The sequence below is a fragment of the Tumidithrix elongata BACA0141 genome, from assembly GCF_036349135.1.
GTDB classification, from domain to species: Bacteria; Cyanobacteriota; Cyanobacteriia; order Pseudanabaenales; family Pseudanabaenaceae; genus Tumidithrix; species Tumidithrix elongata.
The window spans coordinates 1-12,502 of the sequence record NZ_JAZBJZ010000045.1 but is presented as its reverse complement, the minus strand read 5'-3'; the positions used below and the strand labels follow the sequence as shown (position 1 = coordinate 12,502).

The 12,502-nt window shown below is 45.2% G+C and carries 10 protein-coding genes; 5 read left to right on the top strand and 5 right to left on the bottom strand.

What is annotated here, in order from left to right:
* From V2H45_RS12450 to V2H45_RS12440, 3 genes are read right to left on the bottom strand one after another with little or no spacing between them, the layout of a single operon-like run.
* Positions 1 to 1,359, bottom strand: a complete 1,359-nt coding sequence (locus tag V2H45_RS12450; RefSeq protein ID WP_330483982.1) for an O-antigen ligase domain-containing protein — start codon at positions 1,357 to 1,359, stop codon at positions 1 to 3.
* Positions 1,356 to 2,783: a GumC family protein gene (locus tag V2H45_RS12445; protein ID WP_330483981.1), complete on the bottom strand. Its 1,428-nt coding sequence runs from the start codon at positions 2,781 to 2,783 to the stop codon at positions 1,356 to 1,358. The genes V2H45_RS12450 and V2H45_RS12445 overlap by 4 nt, the downstream gene beginning before the upstream one ends.
* Positions 2,780 to 3,850 carry a polysaccharide biosynthesis/export family protein gene (locus V2H45_RS12440; protein WP_330483980.1) on the bottom strand — a complete coding sequence of 357 codons (1,071 nt, stop codon included), beginning with the start codon at positions 3,848 to 3,850 and terminating at the stop codon, positions 2,780 to 2,782. The genes V2H45_RS12445 and V2H45_RS12440 overlap by 4 nt, the downstream gene beginning before the upstream one ends.
* Positions 3,851 to 4,270: 420 nt before the next feature.
* Here V2H45_RS12440 and V2H45_RS12435 point away from each other — a divergent pair, with 420 nt between their 5' ends.
* The 4 genes from V2H45_RS12435 to V2H45_RS12420 are packed head-to-tail and all read left to right on the top strand — an operon-like array spanning position 4,271 to position 8,629.
* Positions 4,271 to 5,269 carry a glycosyltransferase family 4 protein gene (locus V2H45_RS12435; protein WP_330483979.1) on the top strand — a complete coding sequence of 333 codons (999 nt, stop codon included), beginning with the start codon at positions 4,271 to 4,273 and terminating at the stop codon, positions 5,267 to 5,269.
* A 26-nt stretch (positions 5,270 to 5,295) separates the two neighbouring features.
* A complete protein-coding gene (locus V2H45_RS12430) occupies positions 5,296 to 6,318 on the top strand; it encodes a glycosyltransferase family 4 protein (RefSeq protein WP_330483978.1) in 1,023 nt (340 codons plus the stop codon).
* A gap of 26 nt (positions 6,319 to 6,344) precedes the next feature.
* Positions 6,345 to 7,358 carry a glycosyltransferase family 4 protein gene (locus tag V2H45_RS12425; protein ID WP_330483977.1) on the top strand — a complete coding sequence of 338 codons (1,014 nt, stop codon included), beginning with the start codon at positions 6,345 to 6,347 and terminating at the stop codon, positions 7,356 to 7,358.
* A complete protein-coding gene (locus V2H45_RS12420; protein WP_330483976.1) occupies positions 7,316 to 8,629 on the top strand; it encodes a lipopolysaccharide biosynthesis protein in 1,314 nt (437 codons plus the stop codon). Before V2H45_RS12425 ends, V2H45_RS12420 begins: the two co-directional genes overlap by 43 nt.
* A gap of 142 nt (positions 8,630 to 8,771) precedes the next feature.
* On the opposite strand, the gene V2H45_RS12415 is transcribed toward V2H45_RS12420, so the two are convergent.
* Positions 8,772 to 10,142, bottom strand: coding sequence for a methylglyoxal synthase (locus V2H45_RS12415; RefSeq protein ID WP_330483975.1), 1,371 nt, complete (start codon positions 10,140 to 10,142; stop codon positions 8,772 to 8,774).
* An 88-nt stretch (positions 10,143 to 10,230) separates the two neighbouring features.
* On the bottom strand, positions 10,231 to 11,586 hold the full coding sequence (locus V2H45_RS12410; protein WP_330483974.1) for an ATP-binding protein: 1,356 nt from the start codon (positions 11,584 to 11,586) through the stop codon (positions 10,231 to 10,233).
* Between the two features lie 337 nt (positions 11,587 to 11,923).
* Here V2H45_RS12410 and V2H45_RS12405 point away from each other — a divergent pair, with 337 nt between their 5' ends.
* Positions 11,924 to 12,394, top strand: a complete 471-nt coding sequence (locus V2H45_RS12405; RefSeq protein WP_330483973.1) for an AAA family ATPase — start codon at positions 11,924 to 11,926, stop codon at positions 12,392 to 12,394.
* The last annotated feature ends 108 nt before the right edge of the window (positions 12,395 to 12,502 follow it).

Sequence of the window (12,502 nt, the reverse complement as noted above, 5' to 3'; positions counted from 1 at the left end):
CTATTCATTTAGATTTGGCAAAGTTTTGTTGCTTGTAGAAATATCATCCTCTATGCTTGCTTCAAGCTTGCCCTCATCTTTATCCTCATTCTCTTGCTCTAGATATTTTGTCTGGGCTCCAATTCCCATCATTACTAAGCCAGGCCAGAACAGATATGCCAAAATCTCTAAATTCTCACCAAAAGTGTAGAAAAATAGTACCATCACCATGCACAGACCGACCTTAGCAGGGGTACTCCGTTGAGAAAGATATAGCATATGGATAAACCCGCAGCCCATGGGAACAGCAAGGGATGTATAGCCTACAACCCCTTTGACGTATAGTAAGCCAAACCAACTGTGATGGGAGCCAATGGGCATGAACTCTACCATGTGAGGACCTTTTACCACAACTCCATGTCCCCAAATCGGCGCTTCTTTTTCCCATCGATAGACAGCAATCCTGCCTAGGGCAGCACGCACCCGCGAAGAATCTTTGCGTGCAGCGGTAAATTTCTCAGAAAAATCATGGATCGCATCAATAATTTGATTGGTAGAAATGCTAACAAAAAAGCTAGCAAACCCTGATGCAATCAGAACTTTAGGACGACTTAGTCTTGATAGATAAAGACTGATCAGCCAAACCGCAGGTAGGCAGATTAGAGCCAAACGAGATGCAGAAATTTGGCAAATAACGACGCATCCTGCGATACCCAACCAGCGCAGTTTTCGATCTTTTTCTTGAATAACCATAAAGAAATAGATATTCGCAACGAAGCCAGCGGCGGGAGCCCAAGGGGTGTATAGTCGCCATCTGGGCTTACCTTCTCCAGGGTCAATCTCATAAAGCATTACCTCAAAAAATGCATCACTTGGTCCTCCTACGGCTCTCAGTGGGGAAACGTAAAGTTTTTGGGGTAGGTGAAGATAAAATGCCAGAACAAATGGAATGGAGATTAATAAGCTAGTCCTACACACAAGGGCAGAGGCACGATACATTAACTCTGGGCGAATCTTGAGACATCCCACTAAAGGATAAAGTGCTAATAAAGCCCATCCTTTTGCCCAACCAATTGTAGATTTAATAATTTCCCCTAAACCCAGATTATTATCTAGATGGCCAACAACCAGTGCCACTTCCATCATCAACATTCCACCAATCCACACCCAGACCGACCAAGGAATGCGAATCTTGTCTTCTTCTGGAGTTTGCTCGTCTTGCTTCCATAATTCGCGGCAAAGATGAAAAAATAGAATCCACGCTACTGCGGCGCCAAGAATATACAATGCCCCAAGCGCATAGAACCAATACGTCCAGATAATTGCAAACCAAATAACCTTTTCGGCAAAATTTTCAGGTTGAATATTCTCTCGTTTCACGGGGTAACTTCCGCAGGTTTAGATTTTGCTACGACGATCTTTTGTTTGATTTCTTTGCGCCACCATAACATGACCAAGCCCGTTGTAATGAGGGCAGAACCGAGACCAGTCCCTAAAAATACAACCGTGGGTTGGGGAGAAGCCTTTTTGTCAGGCAGAGAAGGCTTAGAAAGAACCTGTACTAGCGGATAGGCTGTAAAAATATCTGATTTTGCTAAATTGATTTTTGCAAGGGTAGAAGCAAACACGGCTTCGGCAATTTGCACCTCCCGTTGCAAGTTATCCAAACCTACTTGTTTTTGCACTAGAGACTGTAAACGCTCCTCTAGTTGAAAAATTTGATCTTGCAGGGCTTCATTTTGAGCGATCGCTCCCTGTCGCTCGACCTGAAATGCCACCAGATCTCGGAATAAATTTTCTCTGCTCGTGCCAGCACTGTCACCCAACACTAAATGCTCAATGTATCGAGGTGTGACTTCTTTCCGAAGGATAGAACTCGCTCGTTCCACCATTGCCTCTTTCGCAGATTTCTGCCTTGCGGCTTCTTTGACCACTAAGGGATGATTGATATCCCACTTTGCCTGCATGACGGTTAAGGATGTACTCGCCTCACTATAGTCTCTAGCATTTTGGATAAACTGGCGATCGGCATGGAGGACAAAGGCATCGGCAACTTCAGGAACGGTTAGACCTAAACTCTCAGAAAGTTGTTGAAAGCGCGTATTCAATTGCTCCTTTTGGGCAAACATCTCAGCTTTTTGCTTGCGAAGTAGTTCAATATTGGTAGAAAGTTCGCCAACTTGATTGGACGAGCTTAAGCCCGAACTAGCTTTATAGGCAGAAAGTCTTTTCTGGGCAATTTGCAGTTTTTCTCTTGCCTCTTTTAGAGTTTCATCGTTGTTTTCCCCTCGCTTATCAATTTCTTCTGACCTTAAAAGATTTAACCTAGATTGAAGGGCTTCAATAATAGCCATTGCCGTATCTCTTGCCTGTTCTGGTGTTTTAGCACCAATTTCCAACTCCATAATCGAAGTGTTATCGACTAGCTTCACTTTAGGTTTGCCTAATTTGCCAATAGGAATCTTCATCCGTTCGGCAGCAATTTCTAAAAGGCTCTCATCCGTAAGAATAAATTGATAGTTTGCACGGGGATCCATACTCGTTCCACCAAAGGGAGAACTACTGGAAGCAGAGGTCTGTCCGATATCCGCCAAACTGACATTTACCCCCACTCCATTCCCCGGCATAATCATCGCCCATTTACTTATATACACTGGTGGCGTGACTTTTAAATAGAAGAGGGCTGCTCCCCACAATCCTACATTCGCAACAACTCCTAAAGCAATATAACGCGAGTATCGTAGGAAACTATTCTTGCCTAGTCTAGAAAGATGTTTTATGGCTGAGGAGGCGTTACTGCTCATTTCTTTGTACCTCCCAGGATCCCAAAGATTAGATTAAAGGGATTGAGGAAGTCTGAGATGGTGGATAAGACGTCTCGCACATCTGTCGTTGTGGAGTCATAACAAGCAACCGTATCTTCTGGCATGAGGAATGGGTTGTCGTTATCATTTTTAGAAAATCTCATAATCTCTTCCACGGCACGATCCCATGATTTGGTTTCGCCAGTAACGCGATCGACGCGCACGAGTAGAGCATGGCGATCGTGGGCAGTGATGACACCGCCAGCACAGTTCGCAGAAATCACTGCTTGAGAAAGTCTTGCTCCATAGGGGAAGGATGCCCCATCCGACTTGATCGCAGAGCTAGAATTACTATCCGCAGACCTCGTTAGGTTTGACATAAATACCCTTATCCCAGGGGGGGTGATTTGGGAGGGACGAACGAATTCATTCTGAGGTTGAGGCAATCTAGGCACGATAATCCGATCGCCTGCCACCAGAGGAATATCCACCACAGGTTCACCCGTAAAGATTCCCGTGAGGTCAACTGTTTGCTCTTTCCCATTGCGAATTAAACGAATTTCCTTAATGTTCGCATTGGGCATCACGCCCCCAGCACCTCGTAGCGCTGCGGTCAGGTATCGCTCGGGAGGATAGTCTCCCGAAGATACAGTTTGTTGTTGCGCTCGATCTTCTGCTGATCGCGAATTCACAATAATCCGTCCTGGCTGAAAGGTTTCCCCCGAAACCGTTACTTGAATTGCCGACCATTGCAAAATGTTGACATTGACCTGCAAAAATTTGGGTTGGAAATATCTTTGAGCGATTAAGGCATCGTAAATCTTTTGCCTGACCTCACTAATTTCTAGTCCCTGTACGAGAATTGGGTCGAGGTAGGGAACCTGGATTTTGCCATCGAGATTGACTTCAAATATTCCACTAAACAGCTCTCCTTCAGGAATTAACACCCTCAGGCGATCGCCCGGTGAAAGCGGAATGGCGCTTACCTTTGACACCATTGCAAATGATACAGCGATCGATACCAGGGCTAAAGAAATTACTTTTTGTGTATATTTAGCTAGCCTCATTAAAATTCACCCAAATATCCTATCTAATTATAACAGGGCTTTAGCAAGTCCAACGAATTTACAAGGTCTTTGGTTATTCAATATGGCTCAAGAGCTGTAATTAAATCGTTCCATTGACTATACAAGAGTATTGAAATTGACATGTAAAAATAGTCTTAGCACTACAGTTTATCGTTAGGATTAGATTTATTCAAACATGAAAATTACAATATTGTGCTTACAATGAACCCGATGAAAAATAGAGATAAGTCTATGAAGAAAGAACTTTGTACACTTGTTTTTGCTTAAGTATTGTTGCACGTTCACCGTTCAAATTCTCGGATTTATTCATGTTTAAAAGCAAATTTGGGTAGATAATGAGAAACAAGAAAGATCGGTTTTGCCAATTAAAAAGTTATCGTGGCAGGATTTTTGAACTCCATGAAACCTAAGATTTTACATTTACTCAGCGATCGCAATGTGGGGGGAGTAACTGCTTGCACCAACAGTTTGATTCGATCTCGTCTGGCTGAAAAGTTTGAATTTTGGCTGCTCTCTCCCGACGAAGCCCTATCACAAATGTCTGCGCTAAAGCCAGATTTAATTGTCTTTCACGATGCTTCGGCTTGGAAAGTTTTGCCGATCTTATTGAAGTTGCGATCGCATGGCAAAGTTCTGATTCACGACCATCATTACTCAAAATCCTTTGAAGCAATGAATGTGCCTGTTAAATGGCGATTTCATCTTGTTTTAAAGTTGGCACATGCGATCGCAAATTACGTAGTGACCATTTCCCATGCTCAGAAAGCTTGGATGCTAGATAACAAGCTGGTCAATCCTCAAAAACTATTGATGATTCAGCAATGTCGGGTGCTAGAAGGTTTCTTGGCTGTGCCCGTCAAACCCTTGGGTGAAAAGCTGATTTTAGGTGTCTATGGACGATTTTCTAACCAAAAAGGAATCGATCTTTTACTCAGAGCGATGCAAGGACTGCCAGCTCTGGATGTAGAACTTTTAATTGGTGGCTATGGCGAAAATGAAGCGATGTTGCATCAATTGGCTGATGGCGATCGCCGCATTCAGTTTGTGGGCAAGTTGGCAGATGTTCCTAAGTTTTTAGAAGCCTGCGATGTTGTGGTGATTCCTTCGCGATGGGAACCTTGGGGCAATGTCTGTGTCGAGGCAAAAGCCGCTGGCAAACCTGCGATCGCGACCAATGTAGATGGATTGACCGAACAGATCGGGGACTGTGGATTAATTGCAGAACCAACGGTTGAATCTCTGAAAGAGGCAATCGCTAAAGTTGCAAACATTCATAAAACTTCGCCGCAAACCCTGATTGAGTGGGGAAATAACGGCAGAGAAGACGTGCGTGGTGCATCGGAAAGATACCTCGTTGCATGGGAGTGCTTATTTTGGCAGCTAACTAGGAAATCATAGAATTTAAAATTTTATAACTGAAATAGATGAAACCTAGAATCTTACATGTGTTGATCGATCGCAATCTTGGCGGTGTCACGGCTTCCGTTAACAGTTTGCTGCGATCGACACTTGCGGAGAAATTTGACTTTTTGCTCCTCACCCCTCAGGAAGCCTTATCTCAACTATCTCAACCACAATCCGAGTTAAAGACTCAAGTAAAACCAGAGCTAATTGTTGCCCATGACGCCTGCTCTTGGAAGTTTATTTTTACTCTTGTTCAATTGCGATTGCGAAGTAGGCTATGCATTCAAGAACACCATTATTCAGAGGCGTTTGAAGCTATAAATGTGCCCTCTAAATGGAGATTTCGGCTGATGCTGAAACTAGCCTATGGCATTGCCAACCGAGTGATTACAATTTCCTATGCTCAGATGGATTGGATGCTGAAGTACAAGCTGGTCAAGCCTCGCAAATTGACTGTGATTCAACAATGTCGCATTCTAGAAGACTTCCTCGCTATTCCGACCAAACCCTTAGGTGGCAGGCTGGTTTTAGGGGTCTACGGACGATTTTCCGCTCAAAAAGGCATCGATCTTTTGCTCAAAGCCATGCAGGATCTACGGGATCTCGATGTGGAATTACTGATTGGTGGCTATGGTGAAGATGAAGCGACACTGAGACAGTTAGCGGAGGGCGATCGCCGCATTCAATTTGTGGGTAAGTTGGCAAATGTCCCCGAGTTTTTAGAAACCTGTGATGTTGTCGTGATTCCCTCGCGATGGGAACCTTGGGGCAATGTCTTGTTAGAGGCAAAAGCGGCTGGAAAGCCTGTAATTGTGACGAGTGTAGATGGATTGACCGAACAGTTTGAAGATTGTGGGTTATTGGTAGGCGCAAATGTAGAAGAAATTAAATCTGCGATCGCCAAAGTTGCGAACATTCATAAAACTTCGCCGCAAACTCTGATCGATTGGGGCGATAATGGCAGACAGGCTGTGCGGGGGGCATGGGAAAGATACCTCGCTGAATGGGAGCAGTTGTTGGGGCAACTATCTAGGAAACCATAGAAGTGAAAGCTAGATACCTGAAATGTATGAAACCTAAAATCCTCTATGTACTGATCGATCGCAATGTTGGTGGTGTCACAGCTTCCGTGGATAGCTTGCTGCGATCGTCCCTCGCCGAGAAATTCGATTTTTTGCTTCTTACCCCTCAGGAGGCATTATCCAGATCCTCTCAGTCAGCGTCTACATTCAAGCCAGACCTGATTATTGCCAATGATGCCTGCTCTTGGAAGTTTCTGTTTACCCTATTGCGTTTGCGGTGGCGAGGTAGGCTATTAATTCAAGAATTCCATTATTCTGCATCTTTTGAAGCCATAAACGTACCTTCTAAGTTGAGATTTCGGCTGATGTTGAAACTAGCCTATGGCATTGCGCATCAAGTGGTGGCCATTTCCTACGCGCAGAGAGATTGGATGCTAGCGCATAGGCTGGTCAAGCCTCAAAAATTGACGGTGATTCAACTATGCCGCGTTCTCGAAGATTTCTTGGCTGTACCTGTTAAACCATTAGGCGAGAGGTTAGTTTTGGGATTCTTTGGCAGGTTTTCTAACCAAAAAGGGATTGAGCTTTTACTCGAAGCGATGCAAGGTCTGCATGATTTAGATGTGGAACTGTTGATCGGTGGCTATGGTGAGAATGAAGCAGCCCTGCGGCAGATGGCAGAGGGCGATCGCCGCATTCAATTTGTGGGTAAGTTGGCAAATGTCCCCGAGTTTTTAGAAACCTGTGATGTTGTCGTGATTCCCTCGCGATGGGAACCTTGGGGCAATGTCTTGTTAGAGGCAAAAGCGGCTGGAAAGCCTGTAATTGTGACGAGTGTAGATGGATTGACCGAACAGTTTGAAGATTGTGGGTTATTGGTAGGCGCAAATGTAGAAGAAATTAAATCTGCGATCGCCAAAGTTGCGAACATTCATAAAACTTCGCCGCAAACTCTGATCGATTGGGGCGATAATGGCAGACAGGCTGTGCGTGGTGCATGGGAAAGACATCTAGCTGAATGGGAGGCTCTGTTTTGGCTGTCCAGCAAATCATCAAAGTAATTAAAGAAAAATTAGCCGATCGCTTTCTGCGCAATCTAGGCTGGTTGGGGTTATCTCAGCTATTCATTCGGGTTTCTCGCCTCGCCGCCACGATCGTTTTAGCGAGATTATTGACCAAGGAAGATTACGGGCTGGCGGCACTGGTTCTTACAACCAACGAATTTGTGAATGTTTTTACCCAAAATGGCATCTGGGCAAAAATCGTCCAAGCCGATAAAGCCGATCTTCCACAACTTTGCCAAACTTCCTATTGGCTCAACTGGATTGTCTGCGGGTTAGTATTTTTAGCGCAATGTATCGCCGCATTCCCCGTAAGTTGGTTTTACAAAGATCCGCGCATTATCCTGCCCATTTGCGTCATGGCTACGGTTTATCTCATAATTCCGATCGCTTTGGTGCAAGCTTCGCTATCCAATCGCGAAAATCGCCTGCATGTTTCAGCTCTAGCGAATGGTATTCAAGTTTCTGTGGATAATATCCTCACTATCATCCTCGCCTTCTTTGGGTTTGGAATGTGGGCGATCGTACTGCCTAAAGTTTTAGTTGCTCCCGTTTGGGTCATCGTTCACTATAAGAATAATCCTTGGCGACCGACGCGCGAATTTACCCTCGATAAATGGCAAGAAATTATCCGATTTGGGCGCAGCGTTCTGGGGGTAAAGGTGATGCACACGTTAATTAATAACCTCGACTACGTAATCGCAGGCAGATTCCTTGGTGTTGAAGCCCTAGGTTTATATTATTTCGCCTTCAATGCAGGTTTGGGTATCAGCATGAGTGCGATCAACGCCCTAGAAACGGCTCTATTCCCACATCTCTGCGATGCCCGCAGCGAACCCAGAGAATTCAAATCTAGATATTTCAAAGCTTTTAAGAGTGTGGCTTGGATCATTTTCCCTCTGGTAATCTTGCAATCCACCCTCGCTCCATTTTACGTGCCGATTATCTTCGGGCAAAAATGGATTCCTGCCATTCCCATCTTAATTCTGATTTGTATGTCTGCAATTCCACGTCCCTTTGCAAATATTGCTTCTAGCGGTCTTTGGGCGATCGACAGACCCAATTGGGATTTCATGTGGAGCATTCTATTCACTGCCTTTTTTGCACTATCGCTCATCGTTGGCGTAAATTGGGGCGTCTTAGGCGTTGCCATAGCGGTTTTCTTAGCCCATAGTCTCGCCTCCCCTGCCTATACTGCATGGGTTTCTTCCTACATAGCTAAGCTGATGGATAAGGAGATCGCTACTATAGAAGCCCAAGAAACTGTTTAGTTCAGTTAGGCTAAAGTGACAGAATACATACAGGAAGAGTGACTGAAGAAATAATAGAGAGTATATGGATGCTGGAGAGATCGCATTTTTGGTTAGAAAATTGGGCGATCGCATCAATGTCACTCGAGTCATAGCAAAGCACTCAGCCTTCGGGTTGCGTGAGAATTGGAACGCTTGATTTTGTTCGCACTAAACTCAGGCTGCTAGACATTGGAGCAAAGAGAGTCAATCCGCCTGGGATGCAGGTGATTTCAACTGGTGTCATACCAATAATCTCCCCATCCACCACCACTTTTTGCGGTGGGTTTGCTGTAACTTTGATTTGAGCAGTTCGGAAGCAGACCAGTCCTTCGTTCTCAATTTGGGTTTTTACCAAGGCAGAAGTAAACAGCTTACCGATCGCATCGATCGCGAGCAGCCAGTCCGCAATATTGAGATTCTCATTTTTGGCAATCCCAATCGTGACATCGAGTAGCCCATCGTGGGGAATGACTTCTCCCAAGCCCTGTGCCAGCACTGAAGTTGGAGGAGCAGCATTGGCGATCGTCATTGCTCCGCATTGAAATTGCTCGATCGCACCATCAATTTCAACTTCAACGGTAAAGGGCTTCTGTTCTAAAAGCTGCTGAGCACCTGCTACCAGATAGGCAAGCGGACCTAAGAGATTTTTCATGTCGCGATCGGCACGTTCCACGGTTTCTGCTTCAAAGCCAATGCCAGCCAGCAAAATCATCGGGAAGCCATTACAACGGGCAGCATCCACAATGCAAGTATTCCCCGTAAGAATCGTTTCGCAAGCTTGCTTTAGACCTGTGGGAATTCCCAGTGCCACAGAGAAAGCATTGGCAGTACCTCTAGGAATAATCCCCAGTGGAATGTCTGTGTCAATCAAAGCATTCGCCACTGCCGAAATCGTGCCATCGCCACCAGAAGCAATCATAAAATCAGTACCAGGAACGGAGGCATTTCGCTTCTGAATCGCCGCGATCGAAGCTTTTGCTTGGTCGCCAGGATTTATATCGGGCTTTGTAAAAATCACCTTGAGATGAACCTGAGGTTCCAAAATTTGGCGGATTAATGCCAGATCCCAATCGGGATTTCCCTGCCCTGCTACAGGGTTAAAGATCAGATGGGCAACGCGACTCTTAGAGAAGGCTTGCAGGACGGCATCTGCGGTTGCCAAGTTGGTGGCAAGGGGGACATTATGGATTTTACAGACCCGCAATAAAGTCAGAAGATCGGGTACGGACGCATGAGTCTGGTTGGGATCGAATAGACAGATAACGCAGGCAACTTCTCCCGCAAGGATGCGAGCGACAATTTCCAGATCGCCACCATCTTGTTTCGATCGCACAAGCTCGATCGCAATACCCGTTACAGCCTGAAGCTGTTTCCCCGTGTTTGCCGTGGCAATAACATGGTAACGAATCACGGTTCCTCGGTATTTTTGCACCAGAGCTACCAGATCGGCTTTTTGGTTGTCATGGGCGATCAAAGCAATAGAAGTTGGCATCGGTTGTTTGCTGGTTGTGTGGAGGGATTCATGATTTGCCTAGGGTTCACCCCATCCTAGTTGGAACAAGATTTCCGATCTTCCCCCTTTACAAGGGGGAATTAAAGGGGGTAAGTCCGATTTGTAACTCCCCATGTAGAAAATCGATAAATTGCTGGGCGGTACGTCCCGATCGCCCATTGTGGCGGGTTGCCCATTGCAACGCTCGAAATTCCAAATCTTCTGCTGTCAAATCGATGCCTGCTTTATGGGCGAGGTGATGCACGATTTTGAGATAGGTGTCTTGATCGGATGGTTCAAAGGTTAAAACCAAGCCAAAGCGATCGCTTAAGGACATTTTTTCCTGTACCGTATCCCAAGGATGCACCTCTTCAGTAGCGCTAGGGCGGGGGCGATCGCCAAAGTATTCGCGCAAGAGATGCCGACGGTTAGAAGTGGCATAAACCACGATATTGGCTGGCTTGGCATTCAGATTCCCTTCGAGTAAAACCTTGAGTGCTTTATAATCATCTTCTTCCTTCTCAAAGGACAGGTCATCCACAAACAGAATGAACTTCTGCGGTGCATTTCTCAAGACTTCCATAATTGCCAGCAAGTCTTTTAGATCAGAGCGGGCGACCTCGATCAGCCGCAAGCCGCGATCGCCATACTGATGCAGCAAGGATTTCACCAACGAAGACTTCCCAGAGCCGCGACTGCCATAGAGCAAGACATTCAGCGCGGCATATCCCGCTAAAAGGAACTCGGTATTCTTAAGTAATGCATTGCGTTGGGTCTCGTAGCCAACCAAGTCCAAAGCATTCACATAGTCAGGATAGGCTAGACCCAAGAGTTTACCTGCTTGCCAACGGAAAGCGACATATTCTGCAAACAGACCCGTACCATTCTGTCGATAGGCTTCCGCAAGGCTTTCCACTAATTCTGTCCAGTCGTTCGACGATTGGAAGTTGCGAATCAAGCTAGACAGCAATTCAGAACGACCTCTAGCAAAAGCAGAATTTGTGCCCGACCATTCCACCCAATCTTCAAGTTTGAAATCATCAGAAGCTAATTCTTCGATCCATTGAGTGAGAGTTTCTCCACCCAGATTGCTAATTTTTTGCAGAATTCGCAGATCGTGTTTGGCAGCAGCTACCAAATCATTCGGCAAACTCGCAAAATCACGCTTTTGGGCTTGCTGCGAAAAGGGATTGTCCGCAGTTAAAATCTGCTGAAGGATATAATCTCGCCAACTTTGACCTGTCTGCGCGATCGCTTTAAACCATTCACCATAGGCCTTGAGACAAGAAAGTTCGGAGCGAATGCCTTCTGCGGATTCGATCAGGGTTTGTAAAAGATGCCGATAGGTCTGTCCTGCGGGTTGCGCTAAGGTATCTTGGTACAGCAATAGGGATGCGATGTAGCTTTGTACCTGATAAATGGTTCGGAATAGTTCTTTCTTCATAGAATATAGCGGTTGGCTGTTAAAGGGTGCTGGTCGCGACGGTGGCTAAACTCGTAGTTGTAAAATAGCGATTCCCTTGGAGATGCGATCGGCTACATGGCGGCGGGAAGTTTAGTATAAGTTTGCTGAAATGACGAAATCTCATAAAAACCTTTACAAAACCTTAAGATAATTGGGGCAAACTAAACCAATATTTTACGGCGAAATCCAATTATACGCGGGTGTGATTTAGTGACAAGCTACGGACTCGGCAGAATGGTGAGATTACCTCAGGAAACTACCCTGCCCCTTTAGATATACTAAACCTGCGATCGCTTAGCAATCTGCTGACTCAATTATGTTTACCCAATTACGCATTCAAAACTTTAAGTCGTGGGCGGATACTGGCGAGTTTCGCATGGCTCCTTTAACTGGGTTCTTTGGCACGAATAGCTCTGGTAAAACTGCGATTTTGCAATTTCTGTTAATGCTCAAACAAACAGTTGAATCAAGCGATCGCAATCGTATTTTGCATCTGGGTGGCGATCAGTACAGCTATGTTGATTTAGGTACTACCTATGATATTAGCCACAATCATCAACTGCCTGAAAAATTGAAATTTTCCTTTGAATGGGTTCCAAAACGTATTAATCAGCGTGATCTGGCTATGCCCGTGAGAAACCAGAGGATTAGCGAAAAAAAAGATCTCTTTCTTTACAGTAAATATGAACATGACTCCTTAAGATTTGAATCAGTGCTTGATATTGACGAAGATCGAATCAGCGTTGATTTTTTAAATATTCTTTCAAAGCAGATGATCGCCAACTGAATCATTTCTCCGTGATGAATTCAACACAATCTGGTAATGAAGAATCTATTTATAACTCACCTTACGCGGAAGCCTAGGATGGTTTCAGGGGCTGCCACACAGCAAATG